Below are 20,173 nucleotides of genomic sequence, written 5' to 3' on the forward strand. Positions count from 1 at the left end.
ATCGTTAGCAATATGTCAACAATAAAATTTCAAAACCTCGCTGCAGACTTTCAAAAGATGTTTTGCAGCAACGAGATTAATAATAACAGGTAATTCGAATAGTGTCAATACTCATTTAAACTTTTTTCTGTTTTCCCAGAAGTACAAATGATAATCCTGCTGATCCACACCATTATCGTATTGTTCAACTACTCCGACGTATACGAATCCATTCTTACTATAGAAAGAATTCAGATAATAGTTGGATGCGACACAATCTAACCGTAGGCCGGATTTGTTTTCTGATATCGCGATTTCTTTAGCTTTATCAAGAAGCGTACTTCCTGATTTTCTGCCATGTTCATCCGCTGACAAAGCTAATCGATGCAAATAATAGTAGTCACGGGTTTCGTCCTTACCCCAGAAGTCTTTATCCCAGGTGGTCTGCTTACTCCATAAAGCGAATGTTCCTACTACTTTTTCAGATCGGTATACAAGAAATACCTCCTGGCGCTCAATGGCTCCTTCTATATTATGGACATCTTCCCCTTTTAACAAACCCGCCCACTGAGTAGATCCTTTTTTATTCAGCCATTCCGCTGTTTCGAATAATAACTGTTTAACAAGATTCAAATCCTTAGGTTGTGCTGGTACCCCTTTAATTTCCGTCATAAAGAATCCCTCTCTCAAACTATTTATTTAATAGAATACATGAAATGAAAAAAAGAGAAAAGAGCTAATGCTCTTTTCTCTTTAATATATATAAGAGTTTTACAGTCTGTTGTTCAGTTCTTTCGCCAAATCTTCAAATCCAGGTTTTCCTAAGAGAGCGAACATGTTTTTCTTGTAGGCTTCCACACCAGGCTGATCAAACGGGTTGACGCTGTTCAAATACCCGGAAATGGCTACGGCAGCTTCGAAGAAATAAAAGAGATAACCCAAGGTATAAGCAGAAGTATCCGGGATAGTCAATACAAAGTTGGGTACTTCGCCATCTGTATGAGCCAAAACAGTTCCTTCAAAGGCTTTAGTGTTGACAAAATCGATTTCCTTGCCTTCAAGATAACCCAAACCGTCCAAATCTTCTTTTTCTGCAGGGATGGTCAATGATTTCTTAGGCTTATCTACTTTGATAACTGTTTCGAATAAGTTTCTTCTTCCATCTTGGATATACTGACCCAAAGAATGCAGATCAGTAGAGAAGTTAGCACTGGATGGGTAGATCCCTTTCTGGTCTTTCCCTTCAGATTCGCCGAATAGCTGTTTCCACCATTCAGAAAGGTACTGCAAGTTTGGTTCATAATTGATCAGTAACTCTGTTACTTTCCCTTTTCTATAAAGGATGTTTCTTAAGGCAGCATACTGATATGCGCTGTTTTCAGTGATATTCTCTTTTGCGAAATCCTGACGAGCCTGATTTGCCCCTTCCATCAGCTTATCGATATCTCCACCGCCTACAGCAATAGGCAGCAGACCGACAGCTGTCAATACAGAAAAGCGTCCGCCTACATCATCCGGGATAACAAAAGATTCATATCCTTCAGCGTCAGCTAAAGATTTCAATGCCCCTTTTTCTTTGTCAGTTGTAGCAAAAATACGTGATTTCGCTTCTTCCTCACCGTATTTTTCGATCAAAAGGTTTTTAAACACTCTGAATGCTAAAGCAGGTTCAGTTGTTGTTCCTGATTTAGAAATAATATTGACTGAGAAGTCTTTGTCACCGATCACTTCAATCAGATCTGATAAGTAGGTAGAACTGATATTGTTGCCTGCAAAGAAAATCTGCGGTGTTTCACGTTTATCTGCATTCAATTCATTGTAGAAAGAGTGATTCAAAAAGTCTAAAGCCGCTTTTGCACCTAAATAAGACCCTCCGATACCAATAACCACAAGAACTTCTGAATCAGACTTGATTTTATCAGCCGCTTTTTTAATACGGCTGAACTCTTCTCTGTCATAATCTTCCGGTAGATCTACCCATCCCAGAAAGTCATTACCGGGACCTGTTTTTTCACGCAGTAACTTGTGCGCAGCACTGACTTGAGGCTGCATGTAATCCACTTCTTCTTTATTGATAAACTGACCCATTACCTTAGAGTCATCAAATGTAATGTATGACATATATTTTTCCTCCATATTTTTTATAATTTATATAAGTAAAAATTGCGGGACACCGGAAATTTTCCACTCTTCCAGTGTAGAGACGATATTTTCTGAATGAACCCATGATAAGCCATTATCTTCTATTAAGAGATCTCCGGGAGATGAAAGGGTGTCGTCTTCATAAATAAACACGAACAAGGGGATTCGATTATCATTGACGATCGCATTGGTCAATTCAGTCAGTTCCAATTTTTCAATGTCTATATCAACGATTTCCTTAAGCCTGTTAATCACACAGGCTAGACCTGTTTTTTTAGGTTCAACGACAGAGGCTGGAAATGAATATCCATCTTTTTCTTCCTTAACTAAAAAAACATAACGACCTTCTTCATCTTTTACTAAGATGGTACTGGCTACATAATGGTTTTCCTTGATCACTATTATTTACACCCTTCTATTAATAAATTTAAGGACTGTCTATTTTCTGCTGATTTCGATTTCCTTCAAAGCTCGTTCTGTCCATTCAGGCATTTTATCATCGATCGATTTAAACCCGATACCTGTTTTCCTTCCATATCTGGAGATATTTTTCCGATTTGCGAAAGGATGATACTTAGGTTTCTGAAGGCTTCTTAGAGACAAACTTATTTTATTTGAGTATTCATCGATATCCATTATCATAACATCGATTTCGTCGCCTTTCGAAACGATTTCGGATATATCTTTTATATACCCATGTTTCAATTCTGATATATGAATAAGTCCCTGTGTATCCTCGTCAATGGAAACAAAGGCCCCATACGGTTGAATTCCAGTAACGGTTCCCCTTACTTTCTGACCGATTTTGTAGACCATGAATTCACCTCTTTACTCTCATGGTATTATTCGAATTATCATAAAATAGTATAGCATGAAAAAGGCTTTTTTGGAAATCATCTTATGGATTTTCCCCTTGATATACTAAGTCAGATGAAAGATACTTAGACTATAATATTATATTGAAGGAGCGATCACATGGATTTTGAAAAGACAATTGACCGGAAACAAACGAGCAGTGTCAAATGGGACAGAGCTGAAAAGATATTCGGCAGTTCAGATGTTTTACCTATGTGGGTAGCTGACATGGATTTTGATAATGCCCGCCCCATCAAAGATGCCCTCCGAAAAATGATCGATGATGAAGTCCTTGGTTATACTTTTCCACCGGACTCCCTCTTCACGGCTATCAGTAACTGGCAAAATACGAACCACAACATGCCGACAAAAAGAGAGAACATCCTTCTTTCCCCAGGAGTACTGTCATCCATAGCTGTAGCGGTACAGGCTTTCACTGACCCGGGAGACAGTGTTCTGATACATGACCCAGTTTACCCACCATTCTTTTCGATGGTCAACAAAAACGAACGCCAAGTTTACCGGACTCCGCTGAATCTAGAAAACGGCCAGTACTCGATGGATTTTGATGATATAGAACGCCAGTTTAAAGATGAGCATATCAAGATGTTTGTGCTGAGTAATCCGCATAATCCGGGGGGAAGAGTATGGTCAGAAAATGAACTTATCCAGCTTGTGGAATTATGTAAAAAATACAGTGTGATCCTGATCAGTGATGAGATCCATAGCGATCTCGTATACAGCGAGAATACTTGCGTGTCCCCTGTCACTTTAGATGCTTCTTATAAAGACTGGGTCATCACCCTTCATTCCGCAACAAAGACCTTTAACATCGCCGGTGTAAAAACGTCGTTCATCTTAGTCTTTAACGAAGATTTAAAGGAGAAACTGGTAAAAGTTCAGGAAGAAACTGAACTGGATATCGTTAATACATTTGGGATGAGAGCAACTGAAGCTGCCCTGGCAGAATCAAGCGAGTGGCATGTAGCTTTGCTTGAAAAGCTGGAGGCCAACCGTTCGATCGTCACTGATTTCTTTGATAAGGAACTTTCTGACGTGGTTTATATGGTTCCCGAAGCCACCTACCTCTTCTGGTTCGATGCATCACGCTTAGGTGTCGACAACGATAAGTTGAGAGAAACATTTGCGCGGATCGGAAAAATCGGACTGAATGACGGTGTCAGCTACGGTCCGAGCGGAAAATCTTATATGCGGTTGAACTTTGCAGTTCCACAATCTCTTCTTATAGATGGCCTGAAGCGGATCAAAACTGTTTTCGATCATTACAGTAAATAACTATGTATAAAAAGCATTTCTCACTAGTGAGAAATGCTTTTTGCTTGCTATAATTCTTTCTGAGCCAGGAGCAGGCAGCCGGTTATGCCCGCATTGTCTTTCAGTCCCGGCGAGACGATGTATTCCTCTAGAGCTGGTGTAGCCACATAGCCATTTATCAGCCTGGCAAATTCATCTCTGATAAGCGGGAAAAGCTGCGTCTGCTTCATGACCCCACCGCCTAAAATGATTTTTTCAGGACTCAATGTTAACGTATACGTCATCAGCGCCTGAGCCAGATAATAGGCTTCGATCTTCCATACATCTTCACGGTCCTCAAGATACTGAGCTTTTTTATCATACCGTTTTTCGATTGCTGGTCCGGCAGCAAGGCCTTCGAGGCAATTTCCATGATAAGGGCAGGCCCCGTCAAATGTATCATCTTCATGCATCCGGACCGGAATATGTCCCATTTCTGGATGCCCATAACCTTCCAAGGGTTCACCGTTAATGACGGCTCCTCCTCCGATACCTGTCCCGACGGTCAGATAAAGACAGGACCCATTTCCGACAGCAGCACCTTTTTTCAGTTCACCATAGGCTGCTGCATTGACATCAGTCGTCCAGGAGACTGGCACATCATATCTTTCTTTCAGTTTTCCCAAAAAATCGACATTCTGCCATGCCAGTTTGGGCGTGGATGTGACATAGCCGTAAGTCGTCGAATTCTTATTGACATCGATCGGGCCAAAAGACCCCACTCCGATGGCTTCAAGTGTATAATTATCAAAAAATTCAAAAACTTTGTCAAAGGTTTCTTCAGGTGTCGTGGTGGGAATAGAGATCTTTTCCACATGTTCAAGATTATTGTCGCTCACTGCCAGGACAAACTTTGTGCCACCTGCTTCGATCGCACCTAACATAACATTCCTCTTTTCTCATATTGTAACTGGTTTATTTATTATCCAGGATGGTTACTGTTTCGATAACGACATCTTCATTCGGCTTATCCATAGCATTTCTATCTACATTCTGAATGGTATCAGCTACATCGTAACCTTCTACAAGCTGTCCGAAGACTGTATGTTTCTGATCCAGCCAAGGGGTTCCGCCTTTTTCCTTATAGGCATTGATGATTTCATCAGGGAAACCGGCATCTTTTAATTGTGAGACCATCTGGTCCGGAAGCTCGGACATGGTCACAATGAAAAACTGGCTTGAGTTAGTGTTAGGACCTGCATTAGCCATTGAAAGCGCTCCGTTTAAATTAAACAGTTCCGGACTGAACTCATCTTCGAAGTTTCCGCCGAAGAAACTCTCTCCGCCCATACCGCTTCCGGTAGGATCGCCGCCCTGGATCATAAAGTTAGGGATGACACGGTGGAAAATAACACCATCGTAGTAGCCTTTTTTAGCCAGACCGACAAAGTTCTCAACTGTTTTTGGCGCATGCTCCGGGAATAAACGGACCGTCATGTCCCCTTTATTTGTTTTGATCACTGCTTGCAACCCTGTATTTAAATCACTATTTAACTGTGGAAATTCACTCATGTTTTAATTCCTCCTATATATAGATGTGTCTTTAGTTTACCGTAGTTCATTTCGTTTTCCAATAAGTTTTACTTTTGTGAAACTTTTTTATCATTTTTTTCTTTTGTTCATGTTATTATTAAAAGGTGCTCATAAATCATACAAAGGACGTTGTTACATGACACTATTACAAAATTACCCCTTGGTGGCTGCTTTATCAGCCATTATTTTATCTCAACTTATTAAAATCCCTGTCGCCTACTTTTTGAAGCGTCCCTCGACTGTAGCCTTAGCTATGTCAACAGGAGGCATGCCCAGTTCCCACTCAGCCGGAGTCACGGCCCTGATCACTAGCTTATTAATAGAATATGGCGTGGACTCCCCCTACGTCGCCATAGCCTTCACATTCGGCGTCATTGTGATGTTTGATTCTATGGGAGTCAGACGTCAAAGCGGAGAACACGGGATCATCATCAACGAGCTGATCAGAGACTTTGAGGATCTTAAGAAATCTTTTTCAAAATATCATCATGAAGAAGTGCTGAAAGAAGATGATGAAGAACTGAGATCCAGAGGATTCTTGGGTCATAAACCGATCGAAGTCTTTTTCGGTATCATTTCAGGGATCATTATTTCACTTGTCATTAGTCTCTTTTATTAAACACTATCACTAGGAATTGTACACGGAGGGTTAAGCTTGACTGATTCAGAAGAAGTATACGATATAACCATTATCGGGGGTGGCCCGATAGGCATGTTTGCCGCATTTTACGCCGGTATGCGAAATGCAAAAACTAAAATCATAGAATCACTTCCCGTACTGGGCGGGCAGGTCGCACTCTTATATCCGGAAAAAACCCTGTATGATGTCGGAGGATATGCCGGTGTAACCGGGAAGGAGCTCGTTCATCAGCTGACAGCCCAGATGCAGCATTTCGATCAGACCATCTGTCTGGAGGAAGAAGTCAGTCACATACAGAAACTGGATGCCCAGCTCTTTGAGTTGACGACGTCGAAGGGGATTCATTATTCAAAGACCATCGTGATAGCTACAGGCCAAGGGTCTTTTAATCCCAGAAAACTCACGGTCCCTAACGCTAATTATTACGAAGATACAAACCTCCACTATATCGTTAAACAAATCGAACAGTATAGAAATAAAACTGTTGTCATCTGCGGAGGTGGAGACACTGCAGTCGACTGGGCTCTTACTTTAGAATCTGTTGCCAAAAAGGTATATTTGGTTCATCGACGTGAACGTTTCAGGGCTCATGAAGGATCTGTCGAGATGCTTAAAGCTTCCAGTGTCGAACTCATCACCCCTTATGTCCCACACAAACTCATCGGAGAAGAAAAGATGTTGCGTTCTGTTGTTTTCAAAGAAACCAGGGGCAGCAATCTTAAAAAAATAGACCTGGATTATTTCATTGTCAATTATGGTTTTGTATCTAAACTGGGGCCTGTCAGGCAGTGGGGATTAGACCTTGACCGGACAGATATCGTTGTGAACAGTAAAATGGAAACATCGATCGACGGGATCTATGCTGCCGGAGACAGCATCACCTTTGACGGAAAAATCAAACTGATCGCCACTGGATTTGGGGAAGCGCCCACTGCAGTGAATCATGCGGTACATTCCATTCATCCTAAAGAACATGCTCAACCTATCCAGAGCACTAAGTTGTCGTTTGAAGAATAGAAGGAGGAGTTATTATGGTACAATCAGGATCCAAACTACATGAAGTAGCATTAAAAAAACTGAATGACCGGGGTGTAGAATTAGAGGAGATCGCGGAGTTGGTTTATGACCTGCAATCCCCTTACCTCACTGAGCTCTCGGTAGATCTCTGCCTTGAAAATGTCAAGGCTGTCATACGAAAAAGAGAAGTCCAGAATGCTATACTTACCGGTATCGAATTAGATGTACTGACTGAACAAGGTAAATTGTCCAGTCCTTTACAAGAGATCATTGAAGAAGATGAAAGTTTGTATGGGATCGATGAGATCCTTGCCTTATCCATCGTCAATGTTTATGGATCTATCGGGTTCACTAACTACGGCTTTCTGGACAAAACCAAGCCAAAATTGATCAAACGCCTTGACGACCACACCCATTCCAAACAGACACATACTTTCCTGGATGATATTGTAGGCGCCATCGCCGCAGCGGCCGCCAGTAGACTTGCTCATGATAATCCGGGTATTTCCAAAATAATGAAATAGACTACTCAAAAATACAGAAATAGCCGGGCTATATGTCCCGGCTATTTCTGTATTCTCGTGTAATCATTAAAACAACTATTTAAAAATTCCGTTATCATATCTTGCAGTTACATTGCTTGGTCCATTCAATAAACAGGTTAAGCCTTACGTCTTAGCCTAATAAACACTTTTATTTGAATGCATTTCTCTTACTGTACTGATAAGCGATAATAAAGAACATTTCAATAAGCAGGAAAAACAGTAAAAAGGTATACATGAAAAATTCCTGGGGTAAAGCCAGTATAATGGGATCTGTGGCCGGATCAAACAGCCAGTCATCATTGTTGAAGAATATCTCATGAAACAGCACAAACATCCTGTCAAAACTTACAGCTAAAAACGTGAGCAGGATCGGTGGAACAAGCGCAGCGATGAAAAAAGGTTTCTGAAGTGTCCAGAGGCGTTTATTTTTCTTCAATGACTTCATATAAAAAACACTTCCAATAAACGAGGCGATCAGAATAAAATAATTGAGATAAAACAGCAGCTTCACTTCGTAGAAATGAAACAGTCCACTTGCAGAACTTGTGAAGTCGGGAAAGTTCAATTCAGTTATCCAAGGGAAATGCAGATACCTTAGTAAAACATGATAGTTCTCCATCAGCGTTTCCATTGACATACCCAGCTGTTCCGGCAGATCCAGCGACCAGGCGGAAAAATAATATAATGGTGTAAACAGTATGATGAATGCTATACTGACAGTTATTAAAAAGAGAAACAGACTGCTTACCCCTGAAATTTTTTTAATGTGATGCACGCTCATCGCCCCACTCATCCAATGTATCGATCACGTATGTCGGCTGGATTTCCTGATACTCAAGATCTTCTCTTTTCGTAAACCCTGTGAGCACAAGCAGCGTATCGATGCGACTGTTTATTCCCGCCATAATATCCGTTTCATAATTGTCCCCTACCATGAGCACTTCTCTCTCTGAAAGATTCAGTTTATCCAACGCTGAAGCCATCATGATTTCTTCAGGTTTTCCAACAAATACAGGTTTGATCTTAGATGCTTTTTCAATCATAGCTATCACAGCCCCTGCCCCAGGACTCATGCCTCGTTCAGTTGGGATATTCGTATCTTTATTCGTCGCAACGAAGGTCGCCCCTTTTTGAATAGCCAGACTGGCGATTTCACACTTATCATAGGTCAGATACCTGTCGAGCCCGACAACGACATGATCGATGTCCTTATCTACAAGTTCGCAGCCGGCGTCAGTCAGAGCCTGCTTCAATCCGTTTTCTCCTACCACGTAGACACGGTTCCCTTTCAGCGCTTTAACATAATCGGCTGTGGCAAGAGCACTTGTGTATATGTCCTCCGCTTTTGCAGGTATATTGAATGTTTTGTTTAATCTATCCGCCACTTCTTGAGGAGTGCTTGTCGAATTATTAGTGAGAAACAGATATGGGATCTTACTGTTTTTCAGTTTTTTTACAAAATATGGGGCTTCTTGTATTGGTTCTGTTCCTCTGTACATTGTGCCGTCGAGATCTATAAAATAACCTCGGTAATTTTTAACATGCATGATATGACTCCTAATCTTTCTTTTTTCTGATCTGGAAGCGGGTCTTTCCATTGTCACTTTTTACTTCTTTGACTTCTTCTTTTTTCTGATCGGAATCTTCTGTTCCATTCCTGTGCTTTTTTGTGAATGAACGTTTCCCTTTAGAACTGGAAGCCGTCGTTGCCTTTTTATCTGATTTTTTTGGAGATTGAGACGCTTTCTTTTTCTTATAAGGTTTCTTCTTGTTTCGAGGCTTCCCGGTTTTATTCTGCGCCTTCGGCTTGCTGCCGGAATCATATTGACGATTGGTGTGTTTTTTATTTGGTTCCATATTTTCCAGTACAAAATAGGCACATCCAAAACTGCAGTATTCCAGCAGGTAATCTTCCAGATAAGAGATACGCATGTCGATAGGGATCTTCTTTACATCATCCTTATAAAAACCTCTTAACCTCAGTTTTCCATAGGACATGTCCCCTACGATATAATCATACTTTTCCAGAAAATCACTGTATCTTTCTTCCAGCAATTCCAGATCCAGAGCTTCTCGATAATTCTTTTCAATTCTATACTTATCGCCTTTAATGGTGATATGGTCAGAATCAATTTTTTTTACGGTTTTATCTTCCGGATTGATCACTTTATCCAGTGCATCAGCAGAGATTTCGGGTTGTTTATCTTTGTTGTCTTGATTACTCACATGTATTCTTTCCTTTCAAAGCTGTTAGAGTCCATTAGGCTCTACATCTGTTATTAGCTTCTCATAGTATCTCCGTTCATTTTAACATACAATCACAGTACGCATAGTATCAATTTTATAATCCCTTATTTTTCTGCTTCCATGGAATTGACAACCGTCTCTTCTTCTTCTAAAGTAATATAAGAAATCTTTATTACCAAAGGAGAAGTTATGCCGAAAAAATATTATGCAGTAAGAAAAGGGCGTAAACCAGGTATTTATTCTACTTGGCCGGAAGCACAAAAACAAGTATCAGGATATCCGAGCGCTCAGTTCAAATCTTTTCAGACACAAGACGAAGCACAGGCTTACATAAACAATGCAGCGGGAAAAAACAGCATTGCCGGTCCAGATTCACTTATCGCCTATGTAGACGGGTCTTTCAACAAGCGAACGAAAACCTATAGTTACGGTGTGGTTCTGCTGATAAACGATACTGTGCTGGCAGAACTGAGTAATTCGGCCAAAGATCCTAAATATGCAGAAAGCTTCCAGATAGCCGGAGAGTGCTTTGGTGCACTCAACGCTATAAGGTGGGCAATAGAAAACAATTATAAAGACATCACTATCTACTATGACTATCTGGGCATCGAAATGTGGGCAACCGGTCAATGGAAAGCAAATAAAACTGTATCTCAGGATTACATCAAGTTTTTCCAGGCTTATCAGAAAAAGATAAATGTTTCATTTGTAAAAGTAAAAGCTCATACAGGCGTGCTCTACAACGAACGAGCTGATGAGCTGGCCAAGCAGGCACTCACTGCCTGACCAGACATAAAAACGAGGTATCCTCTTTATAGTGAGGATACCTCGTTTTATTTACTTCAGTGATTATAACTGAGTAATTCTTTTCATGTCCTCATCAGATAGCAGAAAGTCGAGACTCTCCAGATTCGCTTTCTGATTTTCAGGGTCATGAGATTTCGGGATAACGACGATTCCCCGCTGAGTCTGATACCGCAGCAGGACCTGTGCCCAGGTTTTTCCGTACCCTTTCCCGATCTCACTTAGTGTTTCACGGTGCTTGTCTGTTGTTTTCATTGGCCCCCAAGCCTGTGGTCTGATGTCACGGTCAAGCATGAACTTGATCCACTCATTGTTCCACTCGGTAGGATTGGACTTGATCTGATTCACAGCCGGCTTGATGGTCGCAAACTCGCCCAGTTTTTCCAGGTCTTCATTGGAAAAATTAGACACGCCGATGGTTCGGATTTTTCCTTTTGCTACGAATTCTTCCAAAACTTCCCAAGTCAATTTCAGTTTATCCTCATCTTCGATCGGTTTATGAATAAGGTACAGATCAATATAGTCTGTCTGCAAATTCAGAAGACTCTGATCTAATGTCTTTCTCACTGTTTCTTTGTCTTTTACATACTCATCCTGAGGAGGAATCTTTGTGGTCAGGTAAAACGCTTCACGCTCGATCCCGCTTTCTTTCACCGTTTTCCCTACCCCTGCTTCATTCCTGTAAGAGATGGCTGTGTCTATCAGACGATAGCCCATTTCTATAGCAGACTCCAACGCAGAAAAATCACCATTTAACTCGCCGTTATACTCATCATTCTCTTTTCCGTAAGTATTTGTTCCCGTACCTAAGCAAGGCATACTCAACCCGTTGTTCAAGCGCACATATTCCATATTATCTCTCCTTCTTAAGATATAGACATTTTTCAAGTATAACAGTTGCAAGATGTCTATTTCCAGTTCATTCAGACATCGATCTCGGACAGCACTTTTTTCAGCTGAGCCAGTTCGTCATTGTTAAAAGTAAGTCCCTTGCTCATTTTTGTGTGATCGGGACTCCATTCTCTGATGTCAAATTTCGGTGGACGGTTGTTCCAGCTCACTAAATTCAGCTCTTTCTTCCATCCCTTGGGTGTCTCAGACAGTACAGCAAGATGTTCGACTACTTCGTATGAGATTTTATTCATCATTCATTCCCCTTTCAAAATATCTGCCAGTATCTTTTGCTTCATGGGCATCCGATCCATAGATGAGCCTGATGCCTTTTTCTACAGCCCGTTTAACGAGGGCTTCGTCAGGATAGGTCTTTTTATAGAAGGGTTTGTCTAATCCTGCAAAGTTATAATCCAGATCATACCTGTTATGTTTTACCTGTTCCAGTATACCTTCCCAGTTGACTATATCTTGATGGTCATGAGCCTCACTAAATTTATTGATCAGAGTGATATGGCCGATCCTTTTTGGGGTCCATTTACCGAAAGGCACCGATAAAGCCTTCAGTAGTGTTTCTTCATATAATTGGGCTAGTTTTTCATAACCGGTATCATTCATTTTTTTCAGGAATTCATCTTTTCCATAATCGATACAGAAATAGTCCTCTTCAGACATCTTCAGAAAATGAACACTGAGTAGTGAGTGCGGCACCGTTTCAGGATAGCGCTGCAAGAAGGTTTTCGTTGCTTCTTCCTTCCCTTCGATATAATCGATCTCGAATCCGGTATTTATGGTGATTTGCTCAGCGTATTTTTCTTTCAGTTCTTTTCCCCTTTTCAAGTAGACTTCAACATCTTCAGATCGCATGGCACTGTCTTTCAAAGGGGTGGTGTCTTCTATTGGAAGCGGCGCATGCTCAGTAAACGTCAGCTGGTTCAGCCCTTTGCTGATGGCTGTTTTTACATATGCCTCCATTTCATCATCACTTCCGTGAGGGCAGAAATGAGTATGGACATGATTATCTGCTGTCATAGGTTCCTCCTAGAAATAAACGGATTTGAAAACTTTCATAAGACGGTTATTTATGTTAAAATTTTTTAATCTATATGGTTTTATTTTATAAGCATAAAATCATTGTATCAAAATAATAAATAAATGGAAATGAGGAGCTGCTTGATGAGTCTAGAAAAGAATAATCAGTATTTATTAGAAAAAAAGCGTAAAGAAATGGATTTTCTCCATCATTTCCATTTATTGGGATACGATCTGCTGGATCTCTCTCTGCTGGAAGAGTTCGAATGGGATCGGCTTTCAGAAGACGATCTAAAAATGATGAAATCCCGGCACACTTGGCAGACGGGGCATTCTCTGTTATCGCTGCGCAGTGACTGGACAGATGCCATCGTGCGTTACAGAAAAAAATATAAATTAAAAACTGATAAAATCGCTTATTCCGGCCCGGTCTTCCCTATGGACAAAGAGAAAATGCAATTTGGTATGGAAATATTTACAGAAGACATTGGAAAACAGATCGATACGATGAAGGAACTGATTCAGTACATCAAAGAAAACATGGCACTTTCTCTGAATGTTGCTGTCATCAGTCACTATTCTCTGCTCAAAAAACTGTTGTCAGAAAATGAACGGCAGGAGCCCGAGATCATGAGATATCTCGATGAACGCAACCTGGATGGATTGACCGAAAGACTGGGAGATTCTCACCCTGTCGTCAGGCTCATGAGTCAGCCCGTGCCTGAACAGCTGGATTATGCAAAAGCACACTATCCCGATTTAAGAAAACCTGTTGAAGAGATAAAACGCTGGCAGGATCAGCTCCAGAAAAACAGTATCCCAGTCGTCTACTGCGATCTGTTTTCAATACCGCCTCAGTCTTACTATAAAGGGATCTTTTTACAATTTTACACTGATCACGCCGTTGAACCTGTCGTGACTGGCGGGCAGTACTCCAGTCCCACTCGAGCTTTCGGCATGGCCATTAATTTATCCAGCTTATCATTAATGAAAAACATTGAGAGAGGAAAATTTTTGTGATAACCATAGCATTATCTAAAGGAAGACAATTAGAAGATTTCATATCATTTTTAAGACAGCAGAAATTAAGCCAGTGGTATACCTCGCTTGAATCCATATCAAGAGAACTGTTAATAGAAACGGAAGATACCCGCTTCCTGTTAGTCAAGGGTGAAGATGTCCCTGTTTATGTCGAAGAAGGTGTCGCAGATCTGGGTATCACAGGAAGCGATGTCCTCTATGAACAGAGCCGAGAGATCAATAACTTGATGGATCTTCCTTTCGGTTACTGCCACTTTGCGCTGGCGGCGAAGTCCGAAAAGGAAGCGTATCCGATCGTTGCAACTAAATATGTCAAATATACACAGGACTATTTTGACTCCATCAGACAGCCCGTCAAGATCATCCCCCTCAAGGGGTCTGTGGAGTTAGCCGCTACGATAGATATGGCTGATGCCATTATGGATATCGTTCAGACAGGAACCACTTTACGTGAAAATGGCCTGGAGGAACAAGTCTGTCTGGATAACATCAATGCCCGGCTTATTGCCAACAAACACGCATTCTTTTCCAAAAATGCAGAGATACAAGCCATCATAAATCAATTGAAAGAGCGGGGTTAGAAGATATGTACACATTCGATTCATTCAAAGAAGTGATAGCTTCATCGAACAAAACAGATTGGGACAAACTGAAGCAGGTCATGACGATCATTCAAACGGTGCAGGAAAGCAAAGATCAGGCACTTTATGATTATTCTGAAACCTTTGATAACGTGAAGCTTGACACACTCGAAGTCATGCAGACTGATCTTGAGTCAGCCTACCATGACATCGAAGATGATTTGAGAGCCGCTTTGGAATTGGCTTATAAAAACATCTGGGATTATCAACAATCTATAAAAATCTCAGACGGTGAGGCCTCAGAACTGTATCAGAAAGTTCATCCACTGAACCGCGTCGGTGTCTATGTCCCAGGGGGAACGGCTCCCCTGGTTTCGACCGTCTTAATGACGGCAGTTTTAGCAAAAGTTGCTGGCGTCAGCGAGATCGTTGTGACGACGCCTCCACAACAAAATGGTGTGAATCAGGCGATCCTTGCTGCATGCCATATAGCAAAAGTCGACCGTGTTTTTCAAGTCGGTGGCGCTCAGGCCATTGCCGCTTTGGCTTACGGTACAGAAACTGTCCCGGCCGTTGATAAAATCGCCGGTCCCGGCAATCAGTATGTTGCTTTAGCCAAAAAGATGGTCTACGGCGATGTCGGCATCGACTCTATTGCAGGACCAAGTGAGATCGTCATCGTTGCTGATGACACAACGCGAGCTGATTTTGTTGCCTATGATCTACTGGCCCAAGCTGAACATGATGTGCTGGCACGCACGTTTCTGATCAGTGAGAGCAAAGAAAAAATCGAAGAAATACAACGAAAAGTGAACGAACTGGCCGGCGAACAGCCGCGTGCTGCCATCATAAAAACCAGTCTCAGAGATCACCATTACTCTGTCCACACGGTTGATAAAGCAGAAACGATCGACTGTGTGAATTTCATCGCCGGTGAACATGTATCCATTCAGACCAAAGATGCCAGCTCCTATATCGATCAGATCAATACAGCCGGTGCCTTATTCATCGGGGACTGTTCACCGGAGGCTATCGGTGATTATATAGCAGGCCCCAGTCACGTTTTACCAACTGGCGGGACCGCAAGATTCAGCAGCGGTCTGACGGTCAATGATTTCTTGCGGACCAACTCGATCATTGCACTGAAAAAAGAATCCTTTAAGAATATGGCACCAGGTGGTATGCGTCTGGCTCTGGAGGAATCACTGCAGGCTCATCACGATTCATTAGCCTGTCGAATGGAGGAAAATAAATGATACGTTTAAACAAAAATGAAAGTCCCTACAGAGCACTCACTGAAGATGAAATCAGCGCACTTGCAATAGACACGCACTTTAATAAGTATGCGGACAATGAATACCAGAAGCTACAGGAAAGTTATGCGGCCTATAACGGTCTGGATCCCCATCTAGTCTCTTTCGCAAACGGGTCAGACGAATGGATCCAAAAAGCAATGATCATATTAGGTGAAGGCCCAGCGCTGATTTTAGATCCTGATTTTGTCATGTATGAAGAATATGCGATGCAGTTCAAGCGTCCCCTTATCAAAGTGGATGCCAATGCAGACATGACCTTCGACTATGACGAAGTCTTTCAGAAAATCAAAGAATACCGTCCTTCTGTGTTCATCTTTTCTCAGCCCAACAACCCGTTTGGAATGATGCATCCAGTCGAATTTATTGAAAAAGCAGCTGCCTTGATGAAGGAAGTAAAAGGTTACCTGATCATCGATGAAGCCTATGCTGAATTTCTGGAAGGACTCCCCTCTTATCCTGAAGGGGACCATGTCATTCGCTTCCGAACCCTTTCTAAAGTTTACGGCTTAGCTGGTTTGAGAGTAGGTGTCGCTATGTCGACTGAAAAAACGATGACTGTATTGAATTCTATCGCCCATCCTTATCCGGTCAATACCTTTTCTTTAAATGTTGCCCACTATTTACTGAATCAGCCTCAGAGACTCACAGACTTTATTACATTGAACCGAAATCTCGCAAAGGAACTGCACAGTCTTTTTAAGGAAGAAGCCGGAAAACATATCAACATACTGGAAAGCCATACTAACTTTTTATTCACATATGGACAGAAAGCACTGGAATTAGGAAAATATGTACAAACGAACGGTTTCCAGCCAAGAATGTATCCTGAATCAGATCATCCGACACTAAAAGAAGCCGTAAGATATTCAATAGCCACTACTGAAGAAATGGCAGAGCTTAGAAAAATCGTCAGAAAATGGAGTGACTCTCAATGACTGTAAACAAAGAACGAAACACAAAGGAAACCCGGATCAAACTGAGCCTGGATAAAGGGCTGTCAGAATCAACGATCGATACCGGTGTCGGATTTCTGAATCACATGCTGGACCTTTTTGCCTTTCACGGTCACTATGTCCTGGACGTCACTGTTGATGGCGATACAGATGTGGATGATCACCATACCACTGAAGATATCGGCATCCTCCTCGGTCAGGCCATAGTCGAGTTGAATCAGGACAAATCCTCGATCAAACGCTACGGAACAGCTTATGTGCCGATGGATGAGACACTGGCACGGACGGTCGTCGATATCAGCGGCCGCCCCTATCTGCATTTCGAAGCAGATTTTTCCAGCCAGAAAGTGGGAACGTTTGATGTCCAGCTGGTCAAAGAATTTTTCTACGCCCTGACTATCCATGCTCGCCTGACCGTGCACATGGATCTGTTACGCGGGGGAAATACGCATCATGAAATCGAAGCTCTCTTTAAAGCTTTCGCACAGTCACTTAGAAAAGCGTCACAGACTTCGGATATCAGGAGACTCCCATCTTCGAAAGGAGTTATTGAAGAATGATCGCTATTGTAGATTATGGTTTAGGCAATATTGCCAACTTGACAAACGCTTTGCATTATCTGGGCTATGATCCTGTTTTGACGCATAATGTCACTAAACTAAAGGAGGCTGACACGATCATTCTTCCTGGGGTCGGACACTTTAATGATGCGATGAACCGCTTGAAGGAACTCGATCTGCTGCCAGTGCTGAACGAATTAAAAAAAGAAAAACCCTTTATCGGTATCTGCCTTGGCATGCAACTCCTTTTCGAGCGCAGTGAAGAAGGAGATGCTGACGGGTTAGGATATCTTCCGGGTACTGTCAAAAAGATCACCGGGTCTCTTCCCGTTCCTCATCTGGGATGGAACAAACTGGACTCTTCCCTCCCGTCTCTTCAGGGAGATGTCTACTTTATTCATTCATACAAGGTGCATACAGGAGAAAATGTCGTTGCGACAACAACTTACGGAGAGCCGGTCGTAGCTATCGTTCAGAAAGACAAGCTGATCGGCATACAGTTTCACCCGGAAAAAAGTGGTGATCAGGGTCTCCTCATTCTCGATCAGGCTTTGAAAGGTGGTTTTGAGTTATGATAGAAATCTGGCCGGCAATCGATTTAATCGATCAGCAGAGTGTCCGCCTGACAGAAGGCGTTTATGATTCAAAAGAAATCATGGAACGGTCCCCCAAAGAAGCCATCTCTTTTTATAACCGATTCAAACAGGTCACACGCATCCATATCGTTGATCTTATGGGTGCCTTGCACAAAAAACCGAGCGAAAAAACGTTCATCAAGGAATTGATCGCATCCAGTACTTACCCTGTGGAAATCGGGGGCGGGATCCGTTCAAAAGAGACGATCGACTACTACCTCTCCAGTGGTGCCTCCTACGTTATCGTAGGCACGCGTGGAATGCAGGACAGTCAGTGGCTGAAAGAAATGACCACGCTCTATCCAGGCAAGATCTATCTGGGGCTTGATGCAAAAAAAGATCAGGTCGCAGTGAACGGCTGGACAGAATCCGTGGATAAAACGATTTATGATGTCGCTGAAGAAACGGCTTCGCTTGCCTTGGGCGGCATTATTTATACGGATATTTCTAAAGACGGTAAAATGCAGGGACCTAACTTCGAACTGACAGAGAAACTGGTCGAACTGACCCCTCATCCAGTTACCGCATCCGGCGGCATACGCAGTTCAGATGATTTGAAGCGTCTTGAACAAGCCGGTATCAAAGCGGCCATTGTCGGAAAAGCCGCGAATACAGAAGCTTTCTGGGAGGGAATTTCATGATCAAAAAACGTATCATCCCTTGTCTGGACGTCAGAGATGGTGTCGTCGTCAAAGGGATTCAGTTTAAAGGACTCCGGGAGATCGGTGATCCTGTCGAACTGGCGAAACGCTATAATACATTAGGCGCCGATGAGCTGGTTTTCCTAGATATCTCAGCAACACATACCGGAAATGCCCTGATGCTCGATGTCATCCAAAAAACTGCTAAAGAACTCTTCATCCCCATGACTATCGGGGGCGGACTGAAATCTTCGGAAGATATCTCAGCTGTGCTGAATGCAGGTGCAGATAAAGTAAGTCTGAACTCCGCTGCTTTAAATGATCCTTCACTGATCAATGAGACCAGTGAGAAATTCGGATCACAGTGTATCTGTATCGCCATCGATGCGAAATGGGAAGAAGCAGAACAGGACTGGTACTGCTACACCCACGGCGGCAAAAAGAGAACAGATGTCAAAGCTCTGGAATGGGTCAAGGAAGTGGAAGCACGAGGAGCCGGCGAGTTACTGATCACCAGTATGGATTATGACGGTATGCAGCAGGGTTTCGATCATGAGCTGCTTAAAAAGATCAAAGAGACTGTTTCGATCCCAGTCATCGCTTCGGGTGGTGCAGGAAATGCCCGGCATTTTGCAGACCTTTTTCTGGATACTGATGTATCTGCAGGCCTTGCCGCCTCTATTTTCCATGACGAAGATGTTTCGATTCACGAAGTCAAAGATTTATGCCAATTAAAAGGAGTGCCGATGCGCCATGTCTAACTACGATACACTGAAGCCGGATTTTTCAAAAGGATTGCTCCCCGTTATTCTGCAGCATTACACTACGAAAGATGTTCGCATGATGGGCTATATGAATGAAGAAGCGTTTGAAAAAACAAAACAGGACGATGTCGTCTGGTTCTTTTCCCGCTCTAAAGACCGATTGTGGAAAAAAGGCGAGTCAAGCGGAAACGTCCAGCATGTTAAAGACATGTATCTGGATTGTGACCAGGATGCTCTGCTCGTCATGATCGATCCTGCCGGCCCGACCTGTCACACCGGATCCAAGAGCTGTTTCGACCTCGGTCCTTCTTTTACACTGAAGGATATCGAAGCGACGATACAGAATCGGGCGGATATGGGTGAAGATAAATCCTATACGAATTATCTTTTGAATGAAGGTATCGATAAGATAGCGAAAAAGTTCGGTGAAGAAGCATTTGAAGTTGTGATCGGAGCGAAAAATAAAGATAAAAACGAAGTGGCCAGTGAAGCTGCTGATGTTTTGTATCACCTGGGCGTACTGCTCTATCAGACTGGCGTTTCAATTGAAGATGTTGAAGCTGTTTTAGCTTCCCGTCACGAGAAAAAGAATAATTTTAAAGGGGCGCGGTCTGACGTACAGGACTGGTGAACAAACAGACCGCACCGTTTGTCCACCTCATCCCCTGGTTATTTTAACGACT

The 20,173-nt window shown here is 42.4% G+C and carries 26 protein-coding genes; 14 read left to right on the forward strand and 12 right to left on the reverse strand.

Annotated elements, in window-relative coordinates:
* Positions 1 to 111: 111 nt before the first annotated feature.
* The 4 genes from BM049_RS05105 to BM049_RS05120 form a co-directional block, all read right to left on the reverse strand.
* Positions 112 to 651, reverse strand: a complete 540-nt coding sequence (locus tag BM049_RS05105) for a GNAT family N-acetyltransferase (RefSeq protein WP_091529215.1) — start codon at positions 649 to 651, stop codon at positions 112 to 114.
* Between the two features lie 99 nt (positions 652 to 750).
* Positions 751 to 2,100, reverse strand: coding sequence for a glucose-6-phosphate isomerase (locus BM049_RS05110; RefSeq protein ID WP_091529217.1), 1,350 nt, complete (start codon positions 2,098 to 2,100; stop codon positions 751 to 753).
* 27 nt (positions 2,101 to 2,127) lie between these two features.
* Positions 2,128 to 2,520 carry a hypothetical protein gene (locus BM049_RS05115; protein ID WP_245751866.1) on the reverse strand — a complete coding sequence of 131 codons (393 nt, stop codon included), beginning with the start codon at positions 2,518 to 2,520 and terminating at the stop codon, positions 2,128 to 2,130.
* Between the two features lie 39 nt (positions 2,521 to 2,559).
* Positions 2,560 to 2,937, reverse strand: coding sequence for a CvfD/Ygs/GSP13 family RNA-binding post-transcriptional regulator (locus tag BM049_RS05120; protein ID WP_091529219.1), 378 nt, complete (start codon positions 2,935 to 2,937; stop codon positions 2,560 to 2,562).
* A 159-nt stretch (positions 2,938 to 3,096) separates the two neighbouring features.
* Here BM049_RS05120 and BM049_RS05125 point away from each other — a divergent pair, with 159 nt between their 5' ends.
* Entirely contained in the window at positions 3,097 to 4,272 is a 1,176-nt protein-coding gene (locus BM049_RS05125) for a MalY/PatB family protein (protein WP_091529220.1), read from the forward strand.
* 47 nt (positions 4,273 to 4,319) lie between these two features.
* On the opposite strand, the gene BM049_RS05130 is transcribed toward BM049_RS05125, so the two are convergent.
* Both BM049_RS05130 and BM049_RS05135 read right to left on the reverse strand, forming a co-directional pair.
* Positions 4,320 to 5,174, reverse strand: a complete 855-nt coding sequence (locus tag BM049_RS05130; protein ID WP_091529222.1) for an ROK family protein — start codon at positions 5,172 to 5,174, stop codon at positions 4,320 to 4,322.
* A gap of 31 nt (positions 5,175 to 5,205) precedes the next feature.
* Positions 5,206 to 5,802 carry a peptidylprolyl isomerase gene (locus BM049_RS05135; protein ID WP_091529223.1) on the reverse strand — a complete coding sequence of 199 codons (597 nt, stop codon included), beginning with the start codon at positions 5,800 to 5,802 and terminating at the stop codon, positions 5,206 to 5,208.
* A gap of 157 nt (positions 5,803 to 5,959) precedes the next feature.
* On the opposite strand from BM049_RS05135, the gene BM049_RS05140 reads away from it, so the two are divergent.
* Genes BM049_RS05140 through BM049_RS05150 form a run of 3 tightly spaced genes read left to right on the forward strand, consistent with a single transcriptional unit; the run spans position 5,960 to position 8,004 of the window.
* Positions 5,960 to 6,442, forward strand: a complete 483-nt coding sequence (locus tag BM049_RS05140; RefSeq protein ID WP_091529225.1) for a divergent PAP2 family protein — start codon at positions 5,960 to 5,962, stop codon at positions 6,440 to 6,442.
* Between the two features lie 36 nt (positions 6,443 to 6,478).
* Positions 6,479 to 7,480, forward strand: a complete 1,002-nt coding sequence (locus tag BM049_RS05145) for an NAD(P)/FAD-dependent oxidoreductase (RefSeq protein ID WP_091529226.1) — start codon at positions 6,479 to 6,481, stop codon at positions 7,478 to 7,480.
* 14 nt (positions 7,481 to 7,494) lie between these two features.
* The gene (locus BM049_RS05150; RefSeq protein WP_091529228.1) at positions 7,495 to 8,004 is read left to right on the forward strand and encodes a phosphatidylglycerophosphatase A family protein; all 510 of its coding nucleotides are present in this window, start codon (positions 7,495 to 7,497) and stop codon (positions 8,002 to 8,004) included.
* Between the two features lie 169 nt (positions 8,005 to 8,173).
* Here the strand turns inward: BM049_RS05150 and BM049_RS05155 are convergent, their stop codons facing one another.
* Genes BM049_RS05155 through BM049_RS05165 form a run of 3 tightly spaced genes read right to left on the reverse strand, consistent with a single transcriptional unit; the run spans position 8,174 to position 10,251 of the window.
* Complete coding sequence (locus BM049_RS05155) at positions 8,174 to 8,806, reverse strand: TIGR01906 family membrane protein (RefSeq protein ID WP_091529230.1); 633 nt, start codon at positions 8,804 to 8,806, stop codon at positions 8,174 to 8,176.
* A complete protein-coding gene (locus BM049_RS05160) occupies positions 8,787 to 9,572 on the reverse strand; it encodes a TIGR01457 family HAD-type hydrolase (RefSeq protein ID WP_091529231.1) in 786 nt (261 codons plus the stop codon). The genes BM049_RS05155 and BM049_RS05160 overlap by 20 nt, the downstream gene beginning before the upstream one ends.
* A gap of 10 nt (positions 9,573 to 9,582) precedes the next feature.
* On the reverse strand, positions 9,583 to 10,251 hold the full coding sequence (locus BM049_RS05165) for a YutD family protein (protein WP_245751867.1): 669 nt from the start codon (positions 10,249 to 10,251) through the stop codon (positions 9,583 to 9,585).
* A gap of 210 nt (positions 10,252 to 10,461) precedes the next feature.
* Here BM049_RS05165 and BM049_RS05170 point away from each other — a divergent pair, with 210 nt between their 5' ends.
* The gene (locus tag BM049_RS05170; RefSeq protein ID WP_091529234.1) at positions 10,462 to 11,058 is read left to right on the forward strand and encodes a ribonuclease H1 domain-containing protein; all 597 of its coding nucleotides are present in this window, start codon (positions 10,462 to 10,464) and stop codon (positions 11,056 to 11,058) included.
* Between the two features lie 63 nt (positions 11,059 to 11,121).
* Here the strand turns inward: BM049_RS05170 and BM049_RS05175 are convergent, their stop codons facing one another.
* From BM049_RS05175 to hisJ, 3 genes are all read right to left on the reverse strand, one after another.
* Positions 11,122 to 11,928 (reverse strand): aldo/keto reductase family protein, encoded by an 807-nt coding sequence (locus tag BM049_RS05175; protein WP_091529236.1) that lies wholly within the window; start codon positions 11,926 to 11,928, stop codon positions 11,122 to 11,124.
* Between the two features lie 71 nt (positions 11,929 to 11,999).
* Positions 12,000 to 12,221, reverse strand: coding sequence for a YdbC family protein (locus tag BM049_RS05180; protein WP_177188620.1), 222 nt, complete (start codon positions 12,219 to 12,221; stop codon positions 12,000 to 12,002).
* Positions 12,214 to 12,999 carry a histidinol-phosphatase HisJ gene (gene hisJ / locus BM049_RS05185; protein WP_091529239.1) on the reverse strand — a complete coding sequence of 262 codons (786 nt, stop codon included), beginning with the start codon at positions 12,997 to 12,999 and terminating at the stop codon, positions 12,214 to 12,216. Before hisJ ends, BM049_RS05180 begins: the two co-directional genes overlap by 8 nt.
* 144 nt (positions 13,000 to 13,143) lie before the next feature.
* On the opposite strand from hisJ, the gene BM049_RS05190 reads away from it, so the two are divergent.
* Genes BM049_RS05190 through hisIE form a run of 9 tightly spaced genes read left to right on the forward strand, consistent with a single transcriptional unit; the run spans position 13,144 to position 20,121 of the window.
* Complete coding sequence (locus BM049_RS05190) at positions 13,144 to 14,019, forward strand: ATP phosphoribosyltransferase regulatory subunit (protein ID WP_177188603.1); 876 nt, start codon at positions 13,144 to 13,146, stop codon at positions 14,017 to 14,019.
* Positions 14,016 to 14,621, forward strand: coding sequence for an ATP phosphoribosyltransferase (gene hisG, locus BM049_RS05195; RefSeq protein ID WP_091529242.1), 606 nt, complete (start codon positions 14,016 to 14,018; stop codon positions 14,619 to 14,621). Before BM049_RS05190 ends, hisG begins: the two co-directional genes overlap by 4 nt.
* Positions 14,622 to 14,626: 5 nt before the next feature.
* Complete coding sequence (hisD, locus tag BM049_RS05200; RefSeq protein ID WP_091529243.1) at positions 14,627 to 15,877, forward strand: histidinol dehydrogenase; 1,251 nt, start codon at positions 14,627 to 14,629, stop codon at positions 15,875 to 15,877.
* Positions 15,874 to 16,872, forward strand: a complete 999-nt coding sequence (locus BM049_RS05205) for a pyridoxal phosphate-dependent aminotransferase (RefSeq protein ID WP_091529245.1) — start codon at positions 15,874 to 15,876, stop codon at positions 16,870 to 16,872. Before hisD ends, BM049_RS05205 begins: the two co-directional genes overlap by 4 nt.
* Positions 16,869 to 17,450, forward strand: a complete 582-nt coding sequence (hisB, locus tag BM049_RS05210) for an imidazoleglycerol-phosphate dehydratase HisB (protein ID WP_091529246.1) — start codon at positions 16,869 to 16,871, stop codon at positions 17,448 to 17,450. The genes BM049_RS05205 and hisB overlap by 4 nt, the downstream gene beginning before the upstream one ends.
* Positions 17,447 to 18,025 carry an imidazole glycerol phosphate synthase subunit HisH gene (hisH, locus tag BM049_RS05215; RefSeq protein WP_091529248.1) on the forward strand — a complete coding sequence of 193 codons (579 nt, stop codon included), beginning with the start codon at positions 17,447 to 17,449 and terminating at the stop codon, positions 18,023 to 18,025. The genes hisB and hisH overlap by 4 nt, the downstream gene beginning before the upstream one ends.
* A complete protein-coding gene (hisA, locus tag BM049_RS05220; RefSeq protein WP_091529249.1) occupies positions 18,022 to 18,726 on the forward strand; it encodes a 1-(5-phosphoribosyl)-5-((5-phosphoribosylamino)methylideneamino)imidazole-4-carboxamide isomerase in 705 nt (234 codons plus the stop codon). Before hisH ends, hisA begins: the two co-directional genes overlap by 4 nt.
* A complete protein-coding gene (gene hisF / locus BM049_RS05225) occupies positions 18,723 to 19,487 on the forward strand; it encodes an imidazole glycerol phosphate synthase subunit HisF (protein WP_091529251.1) in 765 nt (254 codons plus the stop codon). Before hisA ends, hisF begins: the two co-directional genes overlap by 4 nt.
* Positions 19,480 to 20,121 (forward strand): bifunctional phosphoribosyl-AMP cyclohydrolase/phosphoribosyl-ATP diphosphatase HisIE, encoded by a 642-nt coding sequence (gene hisIE, locus BM049_RS05230; RefSeq protein ID WP_091529253.1) that lies wholly within the window; start codon positions 19,480 to 19,482, stop codon positions 20,119 to 20,121. The genes hisF and hisIE overlap by 8 nt, the downstream gene beginning before the upstream one ends.
* Positions 20,122 to 20,173 lie beyond the last annotated feature (52 nt).

The sequence above is a fragment of the Alkalibacterium subtropicum genome (assembly GCF_900112455.1).
Classification (GTDB): Bacteria; Bacillota; Bacilli; order Lactobacillales; family Carnobacteriaceae_A; genus Alkalibacterium; species Alkalibacterium subtropicum.

What these genes read in the sequence shown, in the direction of transcription:
- BM049_RS05105 (WP_091529215.1), bottom strand. Translation starts at nt 651, where the DNA reads ATGACGGAAATTAAAGGGGTACCAGCACAACCTAAGGATTTGAATCTT.
- BM049_RS05110 (WP_091529217.1), bottom strand. Translation starts at nt 2,100, where the DNA reads ATGTCATACATTACATTTGATGACTCTAAGGTAATGGGTCAGTTTATC.
- BM049_RS05120 (WP_091529219.1), bottom strand. Translation starts at nt 2,937, where the DNA reads ATGGTCTACAAAATCGGTCAGAAAGTAAGGGGAACCGTTACTGGAATT.
- BM049_RS05125 (WP_091529220.1), top strand. Translation starts at nt 3,097, where the DNA reads ATGGATTTTGAAAAGACAATTGACCGGAAACAAACGAGCAGTGTCAAA.
- BM049_RS05130 (WP_091529222.1), bottom strand. Translation starts at nt 5,174, where the DNA reads ATGTTAGGTGCGATCGAAGCAGGTGGCACAAAGTTTGTCCTGGCAGTG.
- BM049_RS05135 (WP_091529223.1), bottom strand. Translation starts at nt 5,802, where the DNA reads ATGAGTGAATTTCCACAGTTAAATAGTGATTTAAATACAGGGTTGCAA.
- BM049_RS05140 (WP_091529225.1), top strand. Translation starts at nt 5,960, where the DNA reads ATGACACTATTACAAAATTACCCCTTGGTGGCTGCTTTATCAGCCATT.
- BM049_RS05150 (WP_091529228.1), top strand. Translation starts at nt 7,495, where the DNA reads ATGGTACAATCAGGATCCAAACTACATGAAGTAGCATTAAAAAAACTG.
- BM049_RS05155 (WP_091529230.1), bottom strand. Translation starts at nt 8,806, where the DNA reads ATGAGCGTGCATCACATTAAAAAAATTTCAGGGGTAAGCAGTCTGTTT.
- BM049_RS05160 (WP_091529231.1), bottom strand. Translation starts at nt 9,572, where the DNA reads ATGCATGTTAAAAATTACCGAGGTTATTTTATAGATCTCGACGGCACA.
- BM049_RS05170 (WP_091529234.1), top strand. Translation starts at nt 10,462, where the DNA reads ATGCCGAAAAAATATTATGCAGTAAGAAAAGGGCGTAAACCAGGTATT.
- BM049_RS05175 (WP_091529236.1), bottom strand. Translation starts at nt 11,928, where the DNA reads ATGGAATATGTGCGCTTGAACAACGGGTTGAGTATGCCTTGCTTAGGT.
- BM049_RS05180 (WP_177188620.1), bottom strand. Translation starts at nt 12,221, where the DNA reads ATGAATAAAATCTCATACGAAGTAGTCGAACATCTTGCTGTACTGTCT.
- hisJ (WP_091529239.1), bottom strand. Translation starts at nt 12,999, where the DNA reads ATGACAGCAGATAATCATGTCCATACTCATTTCTGCCCTCACGGAAGT.
- BM049_RS05190 (WP_177188603.1), top strand. Translation starts at nt 13,144, where the DNA reads ATGAGTCTAGAAAAGAATAATCAGTATTTATTAGAAAAAAAGCGTAAA.
- hisD (WP_091529243.1), top strand. Translation starts at nt 14,627, where the DNA reads ATGTACACATTCGATTCATTCAAAGAAGTGATAGCTTCATCGAACAAA.
- BM049_RS05205 (WP_091529245.1), top strand. Translation starts at nt 15,874, where the DNA reads ATGATACGTTTAAACAAAAATGAAAGTCCCTACAGAGCACTCACTGAA.
- hisB (WP_091529246.1), top strand. Translation starts at nt 16,869, where the DNA reads ATGACTGTAAACAAAGAACGAAACACAAAGGAAACCCGGATCAAACTG.
- hisH (WP_091529248.1), top strand. Translation starts at nt 17,447, where the DNA reads ATGATCGCTATTGTAGATTATGGTTTAGGCAATATTGCCAACTTGACA.
- hisA (WP_091529249.1), top strand. Translation starts at nt 18,022, where the DNA reads ATGATAGAAATCTGGCCGGCAATCGATTTAATCGATCAGCAGAGTGTC.
- hisF (WP_091529251.1), top strand. Translation starts at nt 18,723, where the DNA reads ATGATCAAAAAACGTATCATCCCTTGTCTGGACGTCAGAGATGGTGTC.
- hisIE (WP_091529253.1), top strand. Translation starts at nt 19,480, where the DNA reads ATGTCTAACTACGATACACTGAAGCCGGATTTTTCAAAAGGATTGCTC.